Origin of the sequence: Dactylosporangium sp. NBC_01737 (assembly GCF_035963215.1) — a bacterium.
Taxonomy (GTDB): domain Bacteria; phylum Actinomycetota; class Actinomycetes; order Mycobacteriales; family Micromonosporaceae; genus Dactylosporangium.
Map to the genome: position 1 here is coordinate 8,129,742 of NZ_CP109153.1, position 23,735 is coordinate 8,153,476.

Annotated in this window: 16 protein-coding genes; 10 read left to right on the forward strand and 6 right to left on the reverse strand. The window is 74.7% G+C overall.

The features are described 5' to 3' along the window. Positions 1 to 2 precede the first annotated feature (2 nt). Both OHA72_RS36960 and OHA72_RS36965 read right to left on the reverse strand, forming a co-directional pair. Complete coding sequence (locus OHA72_RS36960; protein WP_327000695.1) at positions 3 to 731, reverse strand: hypothetical protein; 729 nt, start codon at positions 729 to 731, stop codon at positions 3 to 5. Between the two features lie 336 nt (positions 732 to 1,067). Then, positions 1,068 to 2,624 carry a hypothetical protein gene (locus tag OHA72_RS36965; RefSeq protein ID WP_327000696.1) on the reverse strand — a complete coding sequence of 519 codons (1,557 nt, stop codon included), beginning with the start codon at positions 2,622 to 2,624 and terminating at the stop codon, positions 1,068 to 1,070. 318 nt (positions 2,625 to 2,942) lie between these two features. Between OHA72_RS36965 and OHA72_RS36970 the strand changes: the two genes are divergently transcribed. From OHA72_RS36970 to OHA72_RS36995, 6 genes are all read left to right on the forward strand, one after another. After that, positions 2,943 to 3,656 carry a response regulator transcription factor gene (locus tag OHA72_RS36970; protein WP_327000697.1) on the forward strand — a complete coding sequence of 238 codons (714 nt, stop codon included), beginning with the start codon at positions 2,943 to 2,945 and terminating at the stop codon, positions 3,654 to 3,656. Next, on the forward strand, positions 3,657 to 4,673 hold the full coding sequence (locus tag OHA72_RS36975) for a sensor histidine kinase (protein WP_327000698.1): 1,017 nt from the start codon (positions 3,657 to 3,659) through the stop codon (positions 4,671 to 4,673). A 90-nt stretch (positions 4,674 to 4,763) separates the two neighbouring features. Then, positions 4,764 to 5,387 (forward strand): hypothetical protein, encoded by a 624-nt coding sequence (locus OHA72_RS36980; protein ID WP_327000699.1) that lies wholly within the window; start codon positions 4,764 to 4,766, stop codon positions 5,385 to 5,387. Further along, complete coding sequence (locus tag OHA72_RS36985) at positions 5,351 to 6,127, forward strand: hypothetical protein (protein ID WP_327000700.1); 777 nt, start codon at positions 5,351 to 5,353, stop codon at positions 6,125 to 6,127. Before OHA72_RS36980 ends, OHA72_RS36985 begins: the two co-directional genes overlap by 37 nt. Positions 6,128 to 6,224: 97 nt before the next feature. Then, on the forward strand, positions 6,225 to 6,896 hold the full coding sequence (locus tag OHA72_RS36990) for a hypothetical protein (protein WP_327000701.1): 672 nt from the start codon (positions 6,225 to 6,227) through the stop codon (positions 6,894 to 6,896). After that, on the forward strand, positions 6,893 to 7,837 hold the full coding sequence (locus OHA72_RS36995) for a hypothetical protein (RefSeq protein ID WP_327000702.1): 945 nt from the start codon (positions 6,893 to 6,895) through the stop codon (positions 7,835 to 7,837). The genes OHA72_RS36990 and OHA72_RS36995 overlap by 4 nt, the downstream gene beginning before the upstream one ends. A gap of 18 nt (positions 7,838 to 7,855) precedes the next feature. Here OHA72_RS36995 and OHA72_RS37000 read toward each other — a convergent pair whose 3' ends face one another. From OHA72_RS37000 to OHA72_RS37010, 3 genes are read right to left on the reverse strand one after another with little or no spacing between them, the layout of a single operon-like run. Continuing rightward, the gene (locus OHA72_RS37000; RefSeq protein WP_327000703.1) at positions 7,856 to 10,882 is read right to left on the reverse strand and encodes an AAA family ATPase; all 3,027 of its coding nucleotides are present in this window, start codon (positions 10,880 to 10,882) and stop codon (positions 7,856 to 7,858) included. Between the two features lie 2 nt (positions 10,883 to 10,884). Beyond that, complete coding sequence (locus OHA72_RS37005) at positions 10,885 to 14,046, reverse strand: hypothetical protein (protein ID WP_327000704.1); 3,162 nt, start codon at positions 14,044 to 14,046, stop codon at positions 10,885 to 10,887. A gap of 37 nt (positions 14,047 to 14,083) precedes the next feature. Beyond that, on the reverse strand, positions 14,084 to 15,247 hold the full coding sequence (locus tag OHA72_RS37010) for a hypothetical protein (protein ID WP_327000705.1): 1,164 nt from the start codon (positions 15,245 to 15,247) through the stop codon (positions 14,084 to 14,086). A 222-nt stretch (positions 15,248 to 15,469) separates the two neighbouring features. Here OHA72_RS37010 and OHA72_RS37015 point away from each other — a divergent pair, with 222 nt between their 5' ends. The 3 genes from OHA72_RS37015 to OHA72_RS37025 are packed head-to-tail and all read left to right on the forward strand — an operon-like array spanning position 15,470 to position 18,004. Further along, positions 15,470 to 16,180 carry a LuxR C-terminal-related transcriptional regulator gene (locus tag OHA72_RS37015; RefSeq protein WP_327000706.1) on the forward strand — a complete coding sequence of 237 codons (711 nt, stop codon included), beginning with the start codon at positions 15,470 to 15,472 and terminating at the stop codon, positions 16,178 to 16,180. 11 nt (positions 16,181 to 16,191) lie between these two features. Further along, complete coding sequence (locus OHA72_RS37020) at positions 16,192 to 16,797, forward strand: helix-turn-helix transcriptional regulator (protein ID WP_327000707.1); 606 nt, start codon at positions 16,192 to 16,194, stop codon at positions 16,795 to 16,797. Between the two features lie 10 nt (positions 16,798 to 16,807). After that, positions 16,808 to 18,004 (forward strand): S8 family serine peptidase, encoded by a 1,197-nt coding sequence (locus OHA72_RS37025; RefSeq protein WP_327000708.1) that lies wholly within the window; start codon positions 16,808 to 16,810, stop codon positions 18,002 to 18,004. A 136-nt stretch (positions 18,005 to 18,140) separates the two neighbouring features. On the opposite strand, the gene eccCa is transcribed toward OHA72_RS37025, so the two are convergent. Then, complete coding sequence (gene eccCa / locus OHA72_RS37030) at positions 18,141 to 22,133, reverse strand: type VII secretion protein EccCa (protein WP_327000709.1); 3,993 nt, start codon at positions 22,131 to 22,133, stop codon at positions 18,141 to 18,143. Positions 22,134 to 22,304: 171 nt separating this feature from the next. Here eccCa and eccD point away from each other — a divergent pair, with 171 nt between their 5' ends. After that, entirely contained in the window at positions 22,305 to 23,732 is a 1,428-nt protein-coding gene (gene eccD, locus OHA72_RS37035; protein ID WP_327000710.1) for a type VII secretion integral membrane protein EccD, read from the forward strand. Positions 23,733 to 23,735 lie beyond the last annotated feature (3 nt).

A 23,735-nucleotide genomic window follows, 5' to 3' on the forward strand; every position in this document is an offset into this window, starting at 1 on the left:
CACTACCGTGCGACACTGAACTGGGCCGGGTCGGTGAATCTCCGAGGCAGCCGGATCAGCTTCTGGACCGGAAACCCTTCTGCCAGACCGGCGAAGACCACACTGCTCTGGCCTCTGGTCTCGGCGGTCAGGGCAGACCGCGCCGCCGGGCTGTAGATCCGGACGTGTTTGAGCCAGGCGGCCTCCTCGCCGTGCCGGTCGAAGCCGCGCCCCGCGGCGGCGTGACCGAACACGTCATGCACTGCGCGGAACATGTCGTTGTCGTCATCGCTCAGCCATGGATGAGGATTGCCGCACGCCGCGGTGGCGAAGATGTCGAGCCGCCCGCGGCGCAGGTCCGCGACCATCTCGACCGCGTCCTCGTAGGGGTCCTCCGCGGTGATCCGCACGTCGAGGCCGAGCCCACCACGGCCGGCCGGCCTGGTCAGCAGGTCGAACTGCAGCTGGGTGTCCAGCCGGAAGGCCCGGTACGACGGCAGCGCGGCCCGGCAGAACATCGGGCTGCGCAGGTACGCGCGGGCGATGAGCTGTTCCCGGACCGGGCACGAGACCACCGCGCGGTAGTCAACGGCGGGCGCGGGAACCGTTGACGTCGCGGACGGGAACCGGCGCAGCACGGCGTTGATGTCAGCCGCGACGTCCGGGTCGAGCAGGACCCGGGGACTGCCGTCCGTATGGCGGCAGATGCCCCGGCAGGGAGTCGGGTACTTTCGGCGGTGCCTGCGCAACATCGCATTCGGGCTCCCGCGGGCTTATCGGGCGCGGGAGGCGCGCGTTGCGAGGCCGCCGCCGACCGGCGACCGTGCTGGAGCGGAGAGCTGGTGGAGCAGGCGTGTGTACTGCCGTTCGCGGTGCATCCGCTGGAACGAGTCCCGCCGGCGGTCGCCGCGGGTCCTGACGATTCTGGCCATGGTCTGCCGCAATCCTTCCGGAGCTCGCTGGTAGCGGCCCGGAGGTGTGTTGCGGTGGCCGCCAAGGGCGACACTGCGCCGTTGCGGCGGCGGGATACACGCTGTACGACGGGCCGGGACAACCCCGGCACCGGTCGTACAAACTCGTTCAGGACATCACCAGAACTCGCGCCTCATGACGCCGGGGCGCAGCTCGCAGCGCGGGTCGCCGGCCTGAGGGCCGGCGGGCTTTGCGACGCGGTCGCAGGGCAGTTGCATCGGGCACGAGTAGACGACGTCGTTCAGCGCCTCCGCGTCCTCCGGTGAGCGGAGGTTGTCGGCCGGGCCGCCGAGCACCCGCACGAACTCGACGAACTCGTCGGTGCGGTTCGTGCCAGTCCTCGCGGCTTCCAGCAGGCGATCAAGCTCGGGCCGGTGCTCCGGCCGTTGCTGCGTTCTGGCCTCCATGAACGGCAGGTACGGGCAGAACGCCGCAACCCACGTGCGACCCGGCTGCGGAGTCTTCCTCTCAACCAGGTCCGCGACCATGCCTGCGGTGACGGTCGTCCCGGCGTGTTCGGCGGCCGTGAACGTCGGCCCCAGGAACCCGCCGGCCGCGCGCCCAGCCAACTGCAGCAGCCACAGCTTGGCAGCGTCCGGGGTGGTGCCGCGACTGAGCAGGATGAGGGCGCAGGCAACCAGGGACAGCAGCCACTGCTCCCGCCATTCGCGGAGCATGCCGGTCTCGTGCGCGAACCGTTCGCCGGTGTCCCTGATGGCCCGTACGAGCTTCTGCAGCCATCCGGGCAGGAGCGTGCCCCGACCACTGTCCGGATCGACGATGAACTCGATCAGGGCACCTCGACGATCAGGGTCGATGTCGTGCAGCGTCCGGACCACGATGTACAGCATCAATCCGGCGGGGTCGCGGGCGAGCGGGCCCTCCGACTGGTACTTGGCCAGGTCGACCAGGCGGAAGGCGGTGGGCGCCTTCAGGTTGTTCACCGGAACCAGGATGTTGCCCGTGTGCAGGTCACCGTGGCACCTGCCAAGGACCGCGGAGATCGTCCGTTGACCGCCCGGCTGGTCGGGTGCCAGCACCACGAACGGATTGGGCAGCGCCTCGCGATGGCCGGGCAGGCGCATCGTCGCACCGTGCAGCCGCCCGGACAGCGTGTGCAGCGGCTTGCCGGCCTGCAGGCGCCCCCGCAGGTGCCGGTCGAGGTAGGTTGCGGCGTCCATCCGTGCCACCCGGCCTCTGGTCGCCCAGTCCCGCAGGACGGCGCCCGCGACCTGGGCGCAGACGTCGGCGAACGTTTCGGGATCGCAGACCACGGGTGCGTCCAGGCCGCGCCCCGTTGCGTCGACGGAGCCGCCGGCGCGCGCCGCCGCCAGGGCCTTGGTCAGAATGTCCAGTTCGTCAATACCACCGCGCAGCTCGATGTCCTGCGGGGCGAGCCCCGCGATGCGCTGGAACACGATCCAACGGCCGTCGCCGACCCGCACCAGATCATGGCCGTCCGGCGCCAGCTCGGTGAGATGCCGTCCGGCGAACGGCTGTGGTGCCTCGCGCAGGGCCGTCCGCTGCCGCTGAAACTCCGACTCGTCGAGGGGTCCGTCAGGAAAGTTGTCGAGCTTCAACAGCAGCTTGCATGAGCCTCCGGCGTGCGTGTCGGTCTCGAACACGAAGCACACGAGCGCGCCGGAACGCCCGTGGGTCAGCAATCGGTCCATCTGGTACGTCAGACCTCGTTGCCGGCCCCATTCGCGAAGTGCGGGTGCCGCACTGCCGAGGGCAGCGGCCAATGCCTCGTCCAAGGTGTCGTGGTGATCCATGGTCCACCTCCGGGAAACCACGGTATCGAGTCCGGAACAGTGCCGATCGCGAGGGACCGGGGGTCGGGCGACTCCGAACCGGCGTCCGCACCGATCCGCTGACGCTGCTGTCGACGACGCGGAGGCGCCGCCACGACCAGGACCATGATTGTCTAAGATGGTGATCCGCTGCCGTCATCCGCGCGGAACGGTACAAGACACACGCAGGGCGGTCGGTTGAAGGTCTTGCTCGTCGAGGATGACCTGCGGTTGGCGCGGGTGCTGGGCACGGCGCTGCGCCGGGCCGGATACGAGCTGACGCATGTCGGCACGGCCACCGAGGCGCTGGCCGCGGCGCCGGTCGACGTGGTGCTGCTGGACCTGAACCTGCCGGACTGGGACGGCCTGCACGTCTGCCGCCAGCTGCGGGCGCGCAGCGAGGTGGTCATCATCGTGCTCAGCGCCCGTGCCGAGGAGGGCGAGCGCATCGCCGGCCTGCGCGCCGGTGCGGACGACTACCTGGTCAAGCCGTTCAGCTTCGGGGAGTTGCAGGCCCGCATCGAAGCGGTGCTGCGCCGGGCCCGGCCGCGCCCGGCCGGCGTCCGGGAGGTCGGCGCCCTGCGCGTCGACCTGGACCGCCATGAGGCGTTCGTCGACGGGGACCGGGTGCAGTTGAGCCGCAAGGAGTTCCAGCTGCTGGCGCTGCTGGCGGCCGAGCCGGGCACGGTGCAGCGCCGGGACCGCCTGATGATCGAGGTGTGGAACACGTCCTGGCCGGGCACGGCCCGCACGCTCGACGTGCACATCGCCCGCGTACGGGCGAAGGTCGAGGCGGCCGTGCACGTCGAGGCGATCCGGGGCGTCGGCTACCGGATCGTGCCGCTCGGCGGCGACGGACCCGGTGCCGCGGCGCCGTCCGGTGGGGACGAGCTGGACCCGGTGGACGGGTAGATGCTGCGCCGGATACTCGCCGTCCAGCTCGCTCTGGTGGGGGCCGCCGCCGTGGGGCTGGGCACGCCGCTGGTGCTCCTGCTGCTCGCCCGCCCCGGTGGTGTGCCGGTGGCCTGGTGGATCTCGCTGGCCTGGTTCGTGGTGCTGCTGGTCGCCGGCGCGGTGCTGGGCGCCCGCCGGCTGACCCGCTGGCTGGGCGTCCCGATCGTGGCCCTCGCCGCCGAGGCGCGGGCCTGGCGGGACGGCACGTCCCAGCGGCCGGTGCCGCCGTCCGGCCCGGCCGAGCTGCGCCGGCTCGCCGACGCCTTCAACGAGCTCGGCGCCCGGATGACGGTGCTGCTGGATCGGCAGCGGGCGTTCGTCTCCTACGCCAGCCACCAGCTCCGCACCCCCCTTGCGACCCTGCGGCTGGGCGTCGACAACCTCCGGCCCGTGCCCGGCGCCGGCGACGATGATCAGCAGGAGGAGTACGACGTCCTCGTTGACGAGATCGACCGGATGACCCGGATCTGCGACTCGCTGCTGGCCTACGCCCGGGCCGAGGCAACCGCCGCGCACGCGGCCGACCTCGACCTGTCGGCGCTGGTAGCGACCAGGGTGGAGATGTGGGAGCCGGCCGCCGCGGTGGCCGGCGTGGAGATCGTGCGCGGCGGTGCCGACGCCGTCGTCGCCCGGGCCGCCGAGGCCGCCATCAGCCAGTGCCTGGACGCGCTGATCGACAACGCGGTGAAGTACGCGGGCCCGGGGGCGCGGATCGTGGTCGCCGCGTTCCGCCTCCCGGACGGCTGGGCGCAGCTCGACGTGATCGACAACGGGCCGGGCCTGGCCGGCGAGGAGCTGTCGAGCGCCAGGCGGGCGTTCTGGCGCCGGGCCGCCGACCAGAACCAGCTCGGCTCCGGGCTCGGCGTCACCATCGCCGAGACCCTGATCACCGCCTCCGGCGGCACGCTGACGCTGCTGCCGGCCCGGCCGCGCGGGCTGCGGGCGCACATCCGCCTGCCGGCCGGGAGCCGGTGAGTGGACCGGACCCGTATCCTGGTCGCGGCAAAGGACGGCCGATCGCCGATCCGGGACGTCTACGGTGGACTGAACACTGGTGAGGCCGGGATGACACGGTGGCTGGGGGGTCGGCGGCGTGCCGCGGCACCGACGGGCTCGGCTGGGGACCGCGCCGTCGACGGGGACACCGGCGCCGTCACGGCGGCGCGCCGGCCGGTGGGGCCGGCGCCGATGTCGGAGTGGCTCAGCGACGGGGTGCTGCTCATCGGCCCCGACCCGGACGGCACGGTCGCGGCCATCGCCATCGACCTGCCGGTCGAGCCCGGCGCGGTGACCGTGGTCAGCCTGTTGACCAGCATCCGGGACTGGACATGGTTGACCGACGCCGTCATCGCCGTGGCGCCGCCCGGCGCCACGGTCCGGCTCGCGATCTCCGACGCCGGGGCGCCGGACGGTGCCGCGCCGGCACCCGCGCGGCGGCTGGCCGAGCGGCTGCGGGCCGACGTGATCGCACCGGACGGCCGGGTGCTGCTGACGCCGGGCGGCACGGCGTTCGTCGCGCCGCGCGCCGGCCCGGCGACGCCGGGGAGGGCCCGCGGGCCACGGGCGGCGCCGGCCAGTGGCTGCGGTTCGCCCCGGACGGCTCGGTACGGCCCGCCGGGGCGAGGTTCCCGGAGCCGCCGTGGGCGCCGGCCGTGGCGCGGCTGGCCGGCGGGCGCCCGGCCGGGGTGACCCTCGTCGAGGTCCCGGCCGGCCTGTGGGTCCTGGCCGGGACCGGTGCCGTGGTGCCGCCGCCGAGCGACCTCGCCTTCGGCGTACCGGCGGATCCCGAGCTGTGCACGCTCATCGTGGGATCCGCCGGCACCGCGCGTCCGGACCCGGCGCTCGTGGCGGCGGCGGTGGCCGACCTGCCGCCGGCGGTGCGGGACCGGCTGCTGGTGGCGCCCTACGGATCCGGCACCCGCGGCGCCGCTGAGGTGGCCGGTGAGCTGGCCCGCCGCTGGGGCCGACCGGTCCAGCTGGCCAACGGGCTGCCCGTGATCGGATCCGACGGGGTGGCCCGCACCCTCGCCACGGACGAGGCCGGCAACCCGCTGTGGTGGCCGATGAGCCGGCGGATGCGGTGTGATCCGGCCGGGCCGCCCGTGCCCGTCGATCCGGCCGCCCCGCTGGCGGACCTGCCGGTCGTCGCGGAGCGGGTCTGGTCGCTGCAGGGACCGTGGTTGGTCGAGCTGACCCATTTCGGGCTGTGGGTCCGGCACCGCGACGCTCCTGCCGGCGCCGCGCAGCTCGCCCAGATCCCGTGGGACCCGCGCTGGCTCACGGTGGTGGCGGGGGTCCCCGGCCAGCCGCCCGACGGCATCCGGCCGGTCGTGGCCGGCCTGCTGGCCCGGCTCCCCGAGCAGGCCCGGGCGCGGGTCCGGATGGTATCGCCGGAGTTGCTGTCCCGGCTCACCTCGGCCGAACCGTGACCGGCGAGTTTAAATGTTCATCACGTTCCATCGCGAACCCTGGCCCTGCGTGCGGTTGGCGGCGAGTCTGCGAGACGACCGGATTCGAGGAGCGGGGATGGGCAGCGCATTGACGCGGACCGACAGGCTGGTCACGTTCGAAGCCGCGGCGATGTACGTCTGCGCGACGTCCTACCGCAGGACGGCCCGGGAGCGGTTGCCGGCCAATGTGGTCGACGCGGTCGACACCGTCGACTCGTTCGCCACCGGCGCCGGCGCCGGTGGACTGATCGCCGAGTTCACCCAGCTCGCGCCGGCCAGGCTGCTGAAGGCGCTGCTGGAGCAGGCGGCGGACGGCGCGGTGTGGGTCGAGTCCAGCGGGTATGGCGTCCGCCGGCGGCTGGGCCGGCACCGGGTCCTGATCGCGCCCGCTCGGCAGACCCGGATGCTGGCCGGGCTGCGGGAAGCGTGGCGGGTCGGGGTCGAGGCGGTCAACGACGCCGGCCCGGCGCGGGCTGTGGCGCAGGCGACCGAACTGTGGCGAGGGCTGCTCGCCGCGGGGGCGCCGGTGCGGACCGGGCGAGGACTGTGCCTGCCCCTCCCGGCCGGTCCGCTGGCCGAGGTCGCGTTGCACGGGGCCCGGCATCTGGGGATCTCGGCCCGGGTCCGGCACACGGCGCAGTTCTCCGTGGTGACCGTCGACAACCAGGTCCACGTCCTGCAGTTGATGCGCATCATGCCGTACCGCAACGGACATGCACCGACAGACTCAGAGGAACCCCGCAGGTGAGCTCAGATCCGCCCGGCGACCTGACCCCGATGCACGCCGTCGTCCTGCCCGGCATGGCGGAGCCGCCCGAACCCGTCCCGCCTCCAGCGACCGGGGCCGATGTCGCCGACGGTGCCGTTGCCGTTGCCGAGGTACGGCCGGCCGGACGCAGCCGGCGGGGAGTCCGCACGGCGGTGGTGGCGGCGGCCGCCGGGCTGCTGGTCGGCCCGCTGATCTACAGCTTCGCGACCGGACCCGGCGGCGGGCAGTCCCCCCGGACGGCGCTCCCGCCACTCGGCCTGGAGCAGCCGTTGCACTCCGGCACACCGTCGCCGCCGGACCTGGCGGCCACCCCGGCAGCCGGTTCCTCGAGCGGACCGGCACCCAGATCGAGCGGTGCCGGCGCACCGCCGGCGGCGTCGAACGGCGCGGCCGCCGGCGTGGTGACGCAGACGTCCACGGCGGCCCCCGCCGGGACCACCGTCGTCAAGACCTCCGGCGTCGGCTGCGCGAACGACAACTCGCAGAACTGGTACACCAACGGCATGGACGGCACCTGGTCGGAGAAGGCCGGCGGCGCCGGCGGCTGCGGCCGGTTCGTGTCGATGCCGATGTCCGGCGAGCCGTCCGTGGACGGCACCCCGTACGTGGTGTGGTGGTTCGAGACCAGCCCCGTGGTGACCGGTGCGTGTGCCGTGACGGTCTACATCCCGTCCAGCGGGGTGCCCGGCGACGTGGCCGGGCACCCGGCGTTCTACAAGATCCTCGGCGGGCGCACCAGCAGCACGGTGCGGGCGAGCTTCACCATCGACCAGACCGTGAACCGGGGGCGGTGGGTCAGCGCCGGCACGTTCCCGCTGAGCGGCGGCGCCATCTCGATCCATCTGGGCAACCGGGGGGCAGCGCCGGCCGGTGAGCGACTCGGCGCGGCGCAGGTCCGGGTGTCGTGCACGCCGTCGTGAGTGGGCGCGGCCGGCACGTCACGGCCGTACGTCCGCGGGGATCAGGGTCCGCAGGTCGTCCACGGTCGCGGTGCCGCCGAGCGACCGCAGCCTGCCGGCCTGCCGGGTGATCGCCTCGTCCAGCACCTGCCGGGCGTAGCGGCCGTTGCCGAACGACCGGTCGCGCGGCACCCGCTCGAAGTGCTGCCGCAGCGCCGTCAGCACGTCACCGGAGCACTCGTACCCGTTCGACCGGGCGAGGTGCTCGAAGATCGCCACCAGCTCGTCCGGGCTGTAGTGGGCGAAGTTGATCCGCCGGCTGAACCTCGACGCCAACCCGGCGTTGGCGGCGAGGAAATGCTCCATGTCGTCGGTGTAGCCGGCAGCGATCACGACGACCTCGTCGCGATGGTCCTCCATCAGCTTGACGAGCGTGTCGACGGCCTCCCGCCCGAAGTCGTTGCGGGCGTCCGGCGGGGCGAGTGTGTACGCCTCGTCGATGAAGAGCACCCCGCCCCGGGCCCGCTCGAAGACCTCCCGGGTGCGCTGGGCGGTGTGTCCGATGTACTCCCCGACCATGTCCGCCCGTGCCACCTCGACCAGCTGGCCGCTCGGCAGCGCACCGAGCGCCGTGAGCAGCTGCCCGTAGAGGCGGGCCACGGTCGTCTTGCCGGTGCCGGGCGGCCCCGCGAAGATCAGGTGGCGGCCGACGGACGGCGCGGGCAGCCCCGCCGCGATCCGGGCCCGCACCGAGGCGAGCAGGTCGATGAGCTCGCTGACCTCCTGTTTCACCGCGGCGAGACCGATCATGCCGGTGAGCTTGGCGAGCAGCGCGTCGAGCTGGTCGCCGTCCCGGGAGCCCGGCCCGTCGCCGTGCGCGGCGCCGGCCTCGACATCCTCGGGCAGCAGCTGCGCCAACTGCCGGTCGGTGGGCTCGGGCAGCTCGGCGAGCCGGAACGCCTGGCGGCCGATCATCTCCTCGAAGACCTGCCGGGCGACCCGGGCGTTGCCGAACGACTCGCCCCGCGGGATCCGGTCGAAGTACTTCACGAGCGCGATGCTCGTCTCGTACTCCAGGCTGTAGTGGTGGGTTCGGCAGGTCCGTTCGACGATCGTGACCAGCTCGGCGGTCGAGTAGCTGTCGAACTCGATCGTCTTGGAGAAGCGTGAGGTCAGGCCGGGGTTGGCGGCGAGGAACGCGCGCATCTGCGCGGAGTACCCGGCGGCGATCACCACGACGTCGTCACGGTGGTCCTCCATGAACTTGACGAGGGTGTCGACCGCTTCCCGGCCGAAGTCGTTGCCCTCGCCCGTGGTGAGGCTGTACGCCTCGTCGATGAAGAACACCCCGCCGAGCGCCTCGGTGAACCGTTCGGTGGTCTTCACCGCCGTCCCACCGACGTGCTCGGCGACGAGGTCGGCGCGGGCGACCTCGACGAGCCGCCCGGTCCGCAGCACCCCGAGCGCGGCGAGCAGCTGACCGTACAAGCGGGCCACGGTCGTCTTGCCTGTGCCGGGAGGTCCCGCGAAGACCATGTGCCTGGACATCGGCGGCGCGAGCAGCCCCGCGGCCGCGCGGCGCTGCGCCACCCGGTGCAGCCCGACGAGCGTCGCGACCTCCCGCTTGACGCCGCCGAGACCGACGAGGAGGCCGAGCTCGGCGAGCAGCGGCCCGGTCGGGTCGCCATCCTCCGGCGGTGCCACGACGGCCGTGGCCGGTTCGCTCATCCGGACGGGGACCGCCGGGACCTGGGTTCCCCGCACGGGTGGCGTCATGTCCCGGGCGCCCGGTCCGGTGACGTCCGTGACGTCCAGCGCGTCGGTGGCCACGCCGACCCGGATCGCCTCACCGTGGTTGCCGTGCAACTGCGAGCGGGCCACCACCACCGCCCCGGCGGTCAGCACGTGGACGCCGTCGGCCCGGTTCTCCGACACCAGCGAGTCGGTGATCGTGGCGGTCGAGCCGGCTTCCAGCCGGACACCGGGGCCGCCGTTGCCGCGGATCGTGCTGTGCACGACCTCCACGTGGCCACCGCCGGCGACGCTGACCGCCGGTCCGGCCGCACCGGTCACCTCACACACGTCCAACGTCGCCCGCCCGCCGCCCACGTGGACGCCGACGCCGCAGTCGGTGAACTGCGAGCCGGTGAGGACCGGCGCGGCGTCGTCGAGGACGAGCAGCCCGCACTCGGTCGCGTCACTGACGGCGACGCCGGTCAGCTCCGGCCGGGCCGCACCCGCGACCACCAGCGCCCGCCGGCCGCCGTGCACCGCGAGCCGCTCCACGGTGCCCCGCGCGGAACCGGCGAACACCGCGCCGATGGTGACGTCGCGGACCCGGCAGTCGACGATCGTCGGGGCGGCGTCGGTGACCTGGATGCCCACCGGGGCCGGCCCGTGGACCGTGCTGTTGCGGGCGTCGAGCCGGCCGTCCTGCTCGACGACGATGCCCGGCCCCGTGGTGCCGCCGATCGTGCATCCGTCGAGGTGGCCGGCGCCGCCCCGGGCGCTGACCATCCCGGCGCCGGCCGTGGCGGCGACGGTGCAGCCGACCAGGCGCGGATCGGCCTGCTCGGTGATCACCACGGCGTTGCCGGCGATCCCGGTGAACGTGACCCCGGTCAAGGTGCCGGCCGCGGTCCCCTCCGCCAGCAGGCCGGCGCCGCCGCTGTTGCTGACGGTGCCGGCGTGCATCTCCAGCCGGCCGCCACGCACGTGCACCGCCACCACGCCCGCCGCGTCGACGGTGCAGTCGTGCAGGGTGAGGCTGCCGGCGGCGACCTGCACCACCGGGAAGCTTTCGGTGCCGCCGCGCAGGGCGATGTCCCGCAGGACGCAGGCCCCGCCGCGCACGAACACCCCGACACCGCCGGTGGCGACGATGGTGACCGTGCCCGGCCCCTCCTCGGGGATCAGCGTGACGTCGGTCGCGAAGACCAGCGGCTCCCGGTATGTCCCCGGCTGGATCGCGATCGTCGCGCCCGGACCGGCCTGCGCCAGCGCGTGCGCGATCGACGGCAGGCACCCGGCGTCGTCCCGCGCCACGGTCAGCACGTCGAATCCCACGGTCACCGTCCCCAATCAGCCGCGGCGTCGACCGTTGCGTTCACGGTGGCGTCGGCCTCGTCGATGGTGAAGCGCCGACCGTCGTCGTCGACGCCGATCGTCCAGTCCGGACGGTCCGCCGGGTCGGCGTCCCCGTCCGCGGCCGTCCCGGCGACCGGCAGTGCCCGGCGGAGCCGATCCAGCTCGCGCTCGTCGGCGGCCCGGGCGTCCTCGCCGGTGCGGCCGCTCGCGACCTCCCGCAGGTACACCCTCGTCGGCTCCCTGTCGATCTTCTCGACGGCGAGGACCCGGAAGCGGGTGGCCGGCGCGAACAGCGCGAGACCCGACCGGTGCCCGCCGCGGGGTGCGGCCAACCGCAGCGGGTCGAGGCGCCGGGCGCTGCGGGCCCAGATGACGTACTCGACGGTGGCGCCGTCCGGCGCGACGGGACGCACCGCACCGGCGTCGACGAAGGCCGGCTCCACCAGCGGCACGCCGGCGCGGTACACCGCCAGCGGAGCCGGGTCGCTGAAGCCGAGCCGGAACACCGGCCCGAGGACCGTCGGCAGGTTGCGCAGCGCCAGGGTCGCCCACCAGGCGAGCACGTGGACCTCGGTCGCGGTCACCGGGTCCGCCGCTCGCCGCAGCGTGGCGTTGACCCGGTCCCGGCCGCCTGCGCAGTAGGCCCGCAGCGCGACCAGCGCGGCCGCCATGTCCTGCTGCTGATACCTCCCGGCCACCCGCAGGCCGGGCTGCTCGGACAGGATCCGGGTCACGGTGCGGGCGTGCACGTCGTACTGCCCGCCGAGCAGGTCACGCAGCGCGTTGCGGTCCGTGGGCGCGGGCTCGGTGGCAAGGTCCATCAACGGGATCCGGGCAACCGGCCGGGCGTCGACGGCCGCGGCCGGTGACGCGGGGACGTCCGGCACGGCGGGGGCCGGGGAGCCGGTGCCGGGCAGCGTGCCTGTGAGGGTCTCGGTCAGGGGCTCCGCGGTGACCGCGGGTGCGAACGGCTCGATGGCGGCGAGGTACGGCTCGGGAATCGACCACCGTCCGGGGCGGAGCAGGCCGATCCGGTCCGGGTCGAGGCCGAGCGGCTCCCGACCGGCTGCGAGCGGTGTCTGCACTTGTGCCGGAGCCAGATCCGATGCCGATGTCGATGCCGACCTCGGATGAGCGGGGCGCGGCGGCGCGAGTGCGGGAACGGCAGTGGCGGCAGCGGCAGTTCCTTCAGGGGCGGCGACGGCAGCAGGGGCGGCGGTGGCAGTTGCGGTGGCGGCAGCGGCGGCGATGGCAGCAGGGGCAGCGGCGGTAGCGGTAGCGGTGGCAGCGGCGGCGGCGGTGGTGGCGGGCGGGGGAGTGGGAGCGGGCGGGAGGGGGACGGCGCGCGGTGGCACCAGCGTGCCGGCCTCGCGGACCGTCCGTGTCCTGCCCCGGGACTCGCCCCGCCGGGGCAGCCACCAGCGGGACCTCCTGGTGGTGACCAGGGCGCCGAGCCACGTGACCGCCGTGCCGGGAGCCGTCGCGAACACCGGCACACCGAGCCGGTCGGCGAGCGCGCCGTACAGCAGGTCACCGGCCATGCCCTCCGGGCCGTCGCCGGGGTGGACGACGATCACCGGCCGATGCCGCCACCCCGGGCAGGCACGGACGGCCGCGGCCAGCGCGGTCGGGTTGCCGAGGCGACCGTCGATGCGGATCCCGGACCGGTCGGTGGCGACCTCCACGACGTAGCCGGCCAGGACCGCCGGCCAGTCCATGGTGGTCGCGTCCCCGGCGGGACGGATCAACGACCGGCCCGCCCGGGTCGCCGTGCCCGGCGGGGACGTCGTGCCGGGCGCACCGGCCGCGACCGAGCGCGGCCGCCATGCGGGCGGCGGGACGGGTCGCCACGCCGGCCGGTCGCCGTACACCGACAGGGCGCCACCGGCTCCCACGGCGACGACGAGCCGGCTGCCAGGACCGTCCAGGTCGAGGTCGGGCCGGTGGTAGGTCACCGGCACCCCGACCGGGACGACCCGGGCCACCGGCACCGGCACGGCCGGTGGCGGCCCGGGTGCGCCGGTGCCGCGCAGCGCGAGCACCGGATGCTGCGGCACCTCCGCGCGGACGGCCTCCAGCACCGCCGGATCCCCGGCACCGGCCACGAGGATCCGCAGCCGGTCCCGGGCGGCGACCGGCAGCCGCGCGACGATGCCGGCCAGCAGCGGCTTCCACGCCTGGTCGGCCGCGGCCGCGCCGTCGAGCACGATGACCGGGTGGTGCCCGTCCGGGTGGTGCCCGCGGAGCTCGGCCAGGTCCCGGTCCCGGTCGGCGTCCGGGTCGAGCCGGTACAGGAGCAGACGGGCGGCGCTCACCTCGATCCGCCAGTGCGCCGCCAGGTCCGGCCCGGCGGGCCCGGGCGGGGCGAGCGCGGCGGCGTCGAACGCGAGCAGCGGGTCGATGCCGGGCACGGGCAGCCGGCCGGCCGCCACCGACCATGGCGCGCGGAGGACCAGCGTGTCCCGGGCCGCCGGTGGCAGCAGCGCCAGCGCGGTGACGAGGTCGGACGCCGGCACCGACGGGCGGGCCGGCCGGCCGAGGATGACGGTGAGCGAGGCCGGCCGCACCGGGACGGCGAACGCGGCTTCCGCGGCCTCCTGCCAGTCACCGGCCCCGAACGGGCAGAGCCACAGACCCGCGGGCACCTCGATCAGCGCCGACGCATCGAGTTCCGTGCCGGTGAGGGGGACCGTCGCCAGGTGGTGCTGCCATGGCGGCCCCGGGTGCCGGGGGCCGAGCGGCAGGGGATCCCGGCCCGGCTCACCCACCCACCATCGACCGGTCGGGGCGGCCGGCGCCACGACGTGCAGGCCGTGGCCGCCGTCGGTGACCAGCCGGCCGTCCGGGGCGACGACCCGGCGGCCGAGCCGCTCCGCGAGCCGGTGGGTGGGGCCCGCGCCGCGATGTGACCCGGCCGGGCCGAGCGGGACGAGGCGCAGCCCACCCGGGTAGTCGCTGAGATATTGCCGCACGAGCCGCTCGAGCAGGTCCGGCAGGTCCGCCCGCCCGGCGACCGGCGGTGAGAGCACCACCGACGCCAGGCCGGGCTCCGCGGGCAGTGTGAACGCCAGTGCCCGCAGCGGCCCGGCCGGTTCGGTGGCGTCCCGGATCAGCAAAGCCAGACCGGCCGTTTCGATCACCACGCCGGCGGGTCCGTCGGACCCGGGCGGTCCGTCGGGATCATGCACCGCTCGGCGCCGCGGCCTGGGGATCTGCCCCGCCGACCGTCCACACCGGCTCGGGCTGCGGCGCCTGGAGCACGGCCATCGCCCGGTGCAGTGCGACGGAGTCGGGCACGGGGACCTCGAACCTCTGGTTGCGGATGTGCGTGAGCAGGTCCGCGTCCGGTGCGAGCAGGTGCGTGGCGAGGTAGTAGTGCACCGTGTCGGTCCAGATCCAGGCGCCGTCGGTGCGGAAGCTCATCGGCACCCGGCCGGTGTTGGCCGGCTCCACGACGTCGTCCATCAAAGCGGTGGTGTACAGCAGGACCGTGCCGCCCAGCAGGTACGCCTGGACCTGCTCGCGCTCGGTCTGGTCGGTCAGTCTCGGGTGGTCGGGCTCGAACCGTGGCCCGGACCCGGCGTCGACCCGGTCGAAGACACGGGCGAGGCGGATCCCGGGCCGGGCCGACGACGTCCAGAGCAGCGCCGCGCAGGCGCGGGCCATCCGCTGGTACACGGGGAGATCGTCGCCTTCGCCGCTGACCTCCACCTGGGGGCTGGTCTCACCGGCGGTGAGCAGCGCCGCCTGGAGCCGGTCGGTGAGCGCCGCCACCGGCGCCGCCCCGGTCCGCTCGTCGACCGCGGTCGCGAGCCCGGGTCGTACCGTGGCGAGGTAGATGCGTTTCGGTGCGGGCCACCGGCTCTGCCCGGTCGGGAACCGCCAGGCCCGCCAGAGCCCGATGATCTCCGGCTCCCGGCCGGCGGCGGCGACGGCGGCGACGTCGATGCCGTCCGGGCCGGCCACCTCGTCGTGGCCACCGGTGAGGTCGAGGGTGGCCGGGATCGCGTCGCCGTGCTCGTGCAGCACCGCAGCGTTCGCCGGGGCCATCTCGAACGGCGGCATGAGCTCGACGTCGGCCCGGTCGAGCTGCGCCAGCGCGTCGGAGTCCTCGCCGGCCGCGCGCAGTGTCCTGGCGAGCAGCGCCGCCTGCGCGTCGCTCACCGGCACACCTCCCGTCGCCGCGGCGTACGCGATGCCCTGGGCCGCCTCCGCGAGCCGGCCCTGCGCGACCCAGGTCCTCGCCTCACTGATCAGGTCGTCGGGCAGCCGGCCGGCGAGACCCAGCAGCAGCCGGTGCCACTCGACCTGTGACGGCGGCACGTCGAGGTCGTCGGGGGCCATCGCATCTCCTTCGTCGGGCCGGACGCTGACCGTGTCCATCGTGGTGCACCCGCCGCCAACCCGGCGCGCAACGGCGGGGGACAAAACGAGGTACCCCCTCCCCGGCGGGCGGCGGCAGGGTGATGTTGCCGCCGAGTCCGCCTGGCGTGCGATGCACGCGTCGCGCAAGGTGAGCGGCGGTACCGACCCCTTTCGAGGGACCCCTGTGCATGACCCCCTTGAATGACCGAGGTGACGATGGTGACGAAGTCCCGACCCGAGGTGGCGATCGCGGCATGGGATCCGCTCGCGTTGGCGGGCCTGGTGCATCTGCTGTCGCAGGACACATCGCTGCGGCTCGTGCGGCTCTCCCGGACCCTTGACGACGTGCTGGCGGGTGCGCCGCTGATCGGCCCCGCACCGGACGTGGTGGTGCTCTTCGACCGGATGCCGGACGGCCGGGCGTTCCAGGCCACCCGGAGACTCCGCGAGTACGCCGGCGTCGTGCTGGTCTGCGCCTTCGACGCGCTGCCGTGCCCGGTCGCGGCGATCCAGGCCGGCGCGAGCGGGGTGGTGAGCACGGGCAGCAGCGGGACGGATCTGCGGCGGGCCGTCCGGGCGGTCGCGGGGGGCGGGGTGTACGTCGGCACCGGCCTGGCCGGCGGGGTCCGCGGCCGGATCACCGAGGCGGCCGCCAGCCGCGCGGTGCCGGCCGGGCGGGTGCCCACGCTCGCGCCCCGCGAGGTGGAGACGCTGCGGTGGATCGCCGACGGCTACACCCACGCGCAGGCCGCCCGGCGGATGCGGGTGTCGCCGGGGACGATCAACACGTATGCCAAGCGCCTCCGGCTGAAACTCGACGCCCGCAACAAGGCCCAGCTCACCCGGCGGGCCGTGGAACTGGGGTACGTCAACCGCCCGGAGCACGCGGCCCGGCTGCGACCGGTCGGTTGAGGACGGCCGGGATGCCGCGCGACGCGACGCCCGCCGGGCGCTGCGAGGTCGTGCTCGTCGTCGCCGGCGATCCGGCCGAGGCCCTGATCCTGCGGGTCGTCCGGGAGCACGGTGGCGCCGCCCGTGCGGTGGCCAGGCTGGACGCCGTGACGGCCGGTGGCCGGGTTGTGGTGGTGGTGGCGGACCGGGCCGGACCGGCCGGGGTGGCGGCGGCGGTGGCAGCCGGCGCCTCCGCGGTCGTGGCGGTCGTCGGACCGGGCGCCGACGTCGCCGGGCTGCTCGGTGCCGGCGCGCTCGCGGTCGTGCCCGCCGCCGACGTGGAACGGGAACTGCCGGCCGGTCTCGAGGCCGTCTCCGCGGGCGCCCTGTACGTCGCACCGGACTGCACCGGCACGCTGCGCTCCGCGCTGAACCTCGAAGCGGCGGAGACGCTGACCCCGCGGGAGCTGGAGACGCTGCGGTGGGTCGCCACCGGCTGCACCCACCGCGAGGTCGCCGAGCGGATGCGGGTCGCCGAGGCCACGGTGAACACGTATCTGAAGCGGCTCCGGTCGAAGCTCAACGTGACGAACAAGGCCGAGCTGACCCGCGTGGCGTTGCGCCTCGGACTGGTCTGAGGGGGATCGGATGCGACGGCGAAGCTGGTCGGCGGCCGCGGCGGTCGTCGCCGCGCTGCTCGCGGTCCCGTTGCCCGGGACCGCGGCGCGGGCAGAGCCGGCAGCGCCGGCCCTGCCGGAGCTACCGAACCCGAGCAGCGGCTGTGTCCCGGCGTCCCCATCGGTGCAGCGGGGCGTGGGCTGGGCGCAGGCGAGGATGGCGGCACCCGCCGTCTGGCCGCTCACCCGGGGCGGCGGCGTCACCGTCGCGGTCCTCGACACCGGGGTCAGCCCGGCCGCGCCCGCGCTCACCGGCGCCGTCCAGGCCGGCGTCGACGTGGCCGGTACCGGTGCCGGTGTCGAGAAGGGCCGTCCGGGACGCGCCGACAGCGACTGCCGCGGGCGTGGGACGTTTCTCGCCGGGCTGGTCGCCGGCCGGCCGGTCGACGGGACGGACTTCGCCGGCGTCGCGCCGGCCGCGACGATCCTGCCGGTGCGGGTCACCGACGCGCGGGGCAAGCTCACCGCCGACACGCTCGCCGCAGGGCTGCGGGCCGCCGTCACCGGCGGGGCCCGGGTCGTCCTGATCGCCGCCGCGGTCGCCACGCCGACCGTGGCCCTGCGGGACGCCGTGGAGTTCGCGGTGGCGAACAACGTGGTCGTGGTCGCCGCGGTGGCCGGCGCCGAGAGTACGGCCGCCACCGCACCAGCCGGGCCCGGATACCCGGCGGGGTACCCGCCGGTGCTCGCCGTCGCCGGTGTCACCGCGGACGGCGGCCTGGTGGAGACCTCCGTGCCGCAGGCGGCGGACCTGGTGGCGCCGGGTGAGGGCGCGGTCAGCGTCGCGCCCACCGGCGCCGGGCACTACACCGGCGGCGGCAACGGCGTCGCCGCCGCGTACGTCGCCGGCGTCGTGGCACTGGTGCGCGCGTACCACCCGGCGCTGACCGCCGCGGAGGTCAGCCGGCGGTTGACCGCGACCGCGGTCCCGCTGACCGCCGCCGGGACCGGCGCCGGGCTGGTCGACGGGTACGACGCGGTCGCGGCGGTGGAACTCGGGGCCGTGCCCGGCGAACGCCCCGCCGACCTCGCCGTGCTGCCGGCGGTGCCGGCGCGGTCGGCGGCACCCGGCCGGGCGTTGGCGGTGGCGGGGCTGCTGCTGGTGGTTCTCATGGTCACCGTGGCCGCTGTCACCGCCGCAAGAGCCCGGCGCCGCAGGACCGGCTGACCAGGGCAGGCCCTCCCTGCGCCGCAAGGGGTCATGAGGTGTCCGGCCGGAAGGAACCATGGTCGCTCGGTCCCGGATCGGGACGCCGGGACCGACATGTCCGATGCCCTCGAGACCAGCACGCCGGCCACGGTGCTCACGTCGCCACGGTGAGCGGCGCGGCGGCCGGGCACAGCGCGGTGTGGATCAGCCGGCTGCTGCGGCGGGTGCACAGCAGCGCCCGTCCCGGTGGCAGGACCCGCGGCTTCACCCCGCCGATCAGCGGACCCTCGGACGGCGGGCAGGACAGGGCGATGTCCGGGCTGTTGGTCTCCTGCAGCCGGCGCAGCAACGGGTCCATCGCCATCCGCATCGCGCCCGCCGCGCCCCGGGTCAGCACCAGGTGCATCCCGATGTCCGCGCCGTGCTGCACCAGCGGCACGAGTGGCTGCAGTGGGCTGTCGTGCCCGCTCAGCATGTCGTAGTCGTCGACCAGGATGAACAGCGTCGGGCCGGTCCACCAGTCGCGGCGGCGGAGCCGTTCCGCGGTGATGTCGGCGCCGGGCACCCTGGCCTTGAGCCCCAGCACGGCATCGGCGACGGTCTCCCGGGTGGCGTCGGGGGAGACCGAGTAGCCGAGCCGGAAATCGGCCGGGATGTCGTCGAAGAGCTCCCGCCGGTAGTTCACCACCATGATCCGTGCCTGCTCCGGGGTGTACCGGGTGGTGATCGCCTGGGCGAGCAGGCGGAGCAGGTTCGTCTTGCCGGTCTCGTTGTCGCCCAGGATCGTCAGGTGCGGCACCTCGGCGAAGTCGTGCCACACCGGTCGCAGGCCGTCCTCGTCCAGCCCGACCGCCACGCGGAGGTCGCCCTCGGGCGGTGGGAGCTGGGTGAGCGGGACGATCGCCGGCAGCGTCCGCACCCGGGGCGCGGTCGGGCCCGACCAGCATTCGTTCACCGTCTCGACGAGCGCCCGCACGCCGTCGGTGAGGTCGACCGGGCCGCTGTCGCCGTCGATGCGGGGCACGGCGCCAAGGAAGTGCAGCTTGTCGCTGGTGATCCCGCGCCCGGCGACGGACGGCACGGTCGCGGCCGTGCGCATGTCGATCGCCGAGTCGACCGGGTCGCCGAGGCGCAGCTCCAGCCGGGTGCCGATCTGGTCGCGCATCCCGTGGTACACCTCGGACCAGCGGGCGGCGGTGAGCACGATGTGGATGCCGAAGTTCAACCCCCGGGCGGCGATCTCCCGGATCGCGGTCTCGGCCTTCTCGAAGTCCTGGCGCAGGGTGAACCAGCCGTCCACGACCAGGAAGACGTCACCGTACGGGTCGTCGGTCACCGCCCCGTCGGCCCGCATCCGCCGGTACGTGGCGATGCTGTCGATGCCGAGGGCGGCGAAACTACGCTCCCGGGCGGCGACCAGGTTGACCACCTCGGTGACGGTCCGGCCGACCCGGTCGGTGTCGAGCCGGCTGGTGACACTGCCGACATGGGGCAGGTTCGCCAGCGCCGCCAGCGTGCCACCACCGAAGTCCAGGCAGTAGAACTGCACCTCGCGTGGCGTGTGGGTGAGCGCCAACCCGCAGATCAGGGTCCGCAGCAGCGTGCTCTTGCCGCTCTGCGGGCCACCGGTGATGCCCAGGTGGCCGCCGACCCCGGCGAGGTCGACCGTGAACAGCTCGCGCAGCTGCTCGAACGGCCGGTCGACGAAGCCGACCGGGGTCACCAGGGCGCCGTTGCCGGGCCAGTCGGGTGCGTGCAGGCCGAGCTCGGGGTCCGGGCTCAGGCCGGGCAGGAGCAGGTCCAGGGTCGGTGAGGTGGCGAGCGGCGGCAGCCAGACCTGGTGCGCGGGTGGCCCGGCGCCGACCAGCTGGTCGACGACCACGTCGAGGATGCTGCGCTTGGGGTCCTGCGCCGCGACCGGCTCCGCCGACAGGGTCGGCTCTGCCGCGTCGGCCGCCCCCGTCGCCGAGGTGGGTCCCCGGTGCGGCACGTGCTGCGTGACGTACGGGACCACCTGCCGCCGCACCACGTCCTGCGCGATCCGGGCGCTCCTGGGCCGGTACGGCCCGGACACGTACGCCGCCTTGAACCGCACCAGCGTGGACACGTCGAGCCGCAGGTAGCCGTTGCCGGGCGCCGGGGGCAGCTCGTACGCGTCCGGCACCCCGATCACGGAGCGGGACTCCGTCGCCGAGAAGGTCCGCAGCCCGATGCGGTACGACAGGTGCGACTCCAGCTGCCCGATCCGGCCGTCGTCGAGCCGCTGGCTGGCCAGCAGCAGATGGACGCCGAGCGAGCGGCCGAGCCGGCCGATCATGACGAAGAGCTCGACGAACTCGTGGTGCGCCGCCAGCAGTTCGCTGAACTCGTCGACGACCACGACGAGGCTCGGCAGCGGATCCAGCGCCGTGCCCTGCGCCCTGGCCCGCTCGTAGTCCAGGGCCGAGCTGTAGTTGCCGGCCTTGCGCAGCAGCTCCTGGCGGCGGACCAGCTCGCCGTGCAGCGCGTCGCGCATCCGGCTGACCAGCGCGGCCTCCTCGGAGAGGTTGGTGATCACGGCCGAGACGTGCGGCAGACGGTCCAGCCCGAGGAACGTGGCGCCGCCCTTGAAGTCGACGAGCACCATGTTCAGCGTCTCCGACGAGTGCGTCATCGTCAGGGCGAGCACCAGCGTGCGCAGCAGCTCGCTCTTGCCGGACCCGGTGGCGCCGATGAGCAGTCCGTGCGGGCCGGAGCCGCCCTGCGCCGGCTCCTTGAGATCCAGGTCGATCGGCAGGCCGTCGGCCCCGACCCCGATCGGCACCCGCAACCGGTCGGCGGCGCCGCGGCCGCCCCAGAGCGTGGTGAGGTCCAGTCGGCCGAGATCGTCGACGTTCAGCAGCGTCGCGAGGTCGAAGTCGGTGGCGAGCGCGTCTGCCGTCACCTCGGTCGAGACGCTGAGGCGGTACGGGGAGAGCAGCCGCGCCAGCGACCGTGCCGCGACGGTCCCGAACCAGTCGGCGTGGGCCAGCGGCGTGCGGATCTCCCGGCCGACCCGGTCGACCTTGACGATGGTCAGGTCACCGTCGGCGGCGTCGATCCGCAGGATCTGCTTGGACGGCGGCACGGCCGGACCGCCCACGTCGAGCAGGACCATGTTGCGGTATCCGGCGGCGATGGCCCGGTGGTTCGGCGGGATCCGGCCGCCGTCGCACAGAACCACGACGTATGGCTCGTCGCGGCTGGGGACGGCGTCGGACTCGTACCGGGCGCGCGCGACGAAGCCCTCACCGAGCAGCGTGATCAGCTCGTCGATCGAGTCGGTGACGAGCCGTGCCGCGCCGGCCGCGTCCTGCGCCTGCGCGCTCTGGCTGTGCGGCAGCCACTTCAGCCAGTCCCACCGTTCGGCGGCGTCGCCACCGACGCACGCGGCCACCACCAGTTCCTCCGGAGGGTGGAACGTGACGAGCTGCGCCAGCAGCGCGCGGAGCATGCCGCGGGCCAGGTCCAGGTCGCCGGTGAGCCGGATCTGGGCGAAGCCGCGGACGTACAGCGCGACCGGCTGAGCGGCGAGCGTGCCGTACGCCTTGATGAACCGGCGCAGTGACTTCGCCGCCAGCGGTTCGAGGTCCTCGATGGGTTTCGTCTGCATCGGCGCGATCCGCACGGCCAGCCGCTGCTCGCCGGTGCCGATGCGGACCTCCCCGAAGTCCGGATGGGCGGGCCGGCGTTCCCAGCGCCGGCTCGTCATCGCCAGCGACCACAGCGACGCCGGGTCGGGGTGGCGCCAGTCCAGCGCGTCGCGCTGCTTCGCCGCGACCTGCCGGATGCGCCGCCGCTGCTGGGAGAGGTACCGCAGGTAGTCCCGGCGGTCCCCGGCCATCCGCTGGGTCCGGTCGCCGGAGCCGCCGAGCATCTGGCCGCCCATCATGGCCACCATCGCCACCATCATCATCCCGCCCATCAGCCACGACGAGGTGCCCGACGAGCGGGTGAACATCAGCACCATGACCCCGGACATCAACGCCATCGGCAGCAGCATCAGCAGCATCCGCATGCCGCCGCGCTGGACCTCGGGGATGACGGGCGGTTCCTGCAGGTTGAGCTCGCCGTGGGGCAGCTCCGGCCCGTTTCGCCGGGGCGGCCGCCGGAACAGCAGGGTACTCACGCACTCGCCTCGTTTCTGCGACGCCGGTCGAGCGACGACCTGGCCGGAACAGTGCACTCATCGGATACAACGTCGTGCCGGCGGCCATGGCTCATGTGCCGGGCGTCCCTGGAGGTCCCCAGTCCGGGGACAGCGGGCCGTCCCGCTCGAACCGGGCCGGGTGGGGCGGGCGTGGTGTTCTATGTGACGGCGGCGACGACGAGCGAGATGTGCCGGCTGGCGGTGTACGGGCCGCATCGGCGCATCGACATCGCCGTGCCCGTCCACGTGCCGATCGCGGACCTGCTCCCGACGCTGCTGCGGCAGCTGCAACCGGCGGACCTGGCCGAGGAGTCGGGGCTCGCCGATTCCGGCCTGGAGCACGGCGGCTGGGTGCTGCAGCGGCTGGGCGAGGCGCCCCTGGACGAGAACCTGAGCCTCGCCGAGGCCGGGCTGCACGACGGGGACACCGTGCATCTGCTGCCCCGGGCCGATCAGATCCCACCGATCGACTTCGACGACCTCATCGACGGTGTGGCGACCGCGGTCCGCGGCCGCGCCCCCCGGTGGCTGGCGGCGTCCACCCGCGCGGCGGCGCTCACCGCGCTCGGCCTGGTGCTGGCGCTCGGATGGGTGCTGCTGGCGTTGCCCGGCCCGGCGGCGGCGCGGATCGCCGTCGCCGTCATCGTCGCGGTGCTGGCGATCCTCGCCGCGTGGGCGGTGCGGGTCACCGGTGACCGGATCGCCGCCGCCGTCCTCGCGGCCGGCGCGGCGGGCTTCGCCGCGGTGGCGGGCCTGCTGAGCCCGGACGTCTCGACCGGCCCGGCGGCGCTGCGCCTGACCGCGCCGAACGTGCTGGCCGGAGCCGTTGCGGTCTTCGCCGTCGCGGTGCTGACGGCGGTCCTCGTCGACGTGGTCCGGGCGGCCGCCGCGGGTCTCGCGGTCGCCGCCGGCGGGGTTGCCGGCGGGGCGCTGCTCGCCGTCGTGGTGCCGATCGGGTACTCCCGGGCGGCCGCGACGCTCGCGCTCGCCGCGACGATCGCCGCGACCGCCGTGCCGATGACGGCGTTCCGGCTGGCCGGCATGCGGCTGGCGCCGCTGCCGACGGAGCCCGGCCACCTGCAGGAGGATCTCGACCCGATCCCCAGCGCCCAGATCTTCGCCGGCGCGGCCCGGATCGACCGGGTGATGCTGGCGCTCTACGGCGGGCTGGCGGTCACCGCCACGGTCGGCGCGGTCGCGGCGGCGTGGCTGCCCGGCTGGGCGCCGGCCACGGTGGTGATCCTGATCGCGCTGGCGCGGATCCTGGGTGCCCGCCCGATGACGAACGCCTGGCACCGCCTGACCGCGATCGTCCCGGCGGCGGTCGGGCTGGTCGCGGTGACGGTCGCGCTCGCCGTCGGCACGGATCCAGCGGTCCGGCTCGTGGTCTGCGCCGCCGGCGTGCCGGTGGCCGGCGCGATCCTGTACGGGATCGCGGTGGTCCTCCCGGGGCGGCGGCTCACCCCGTACTGGGGCCGGGCCGGCGACGTCCTGCAGTGGCTGGCCACCTGCGCGGCGTTCCCGGTGCTGTTCGCCGTGCTGGACCTGTATCAGTTCGCACGGGGACTGCGCGGGTAGGCC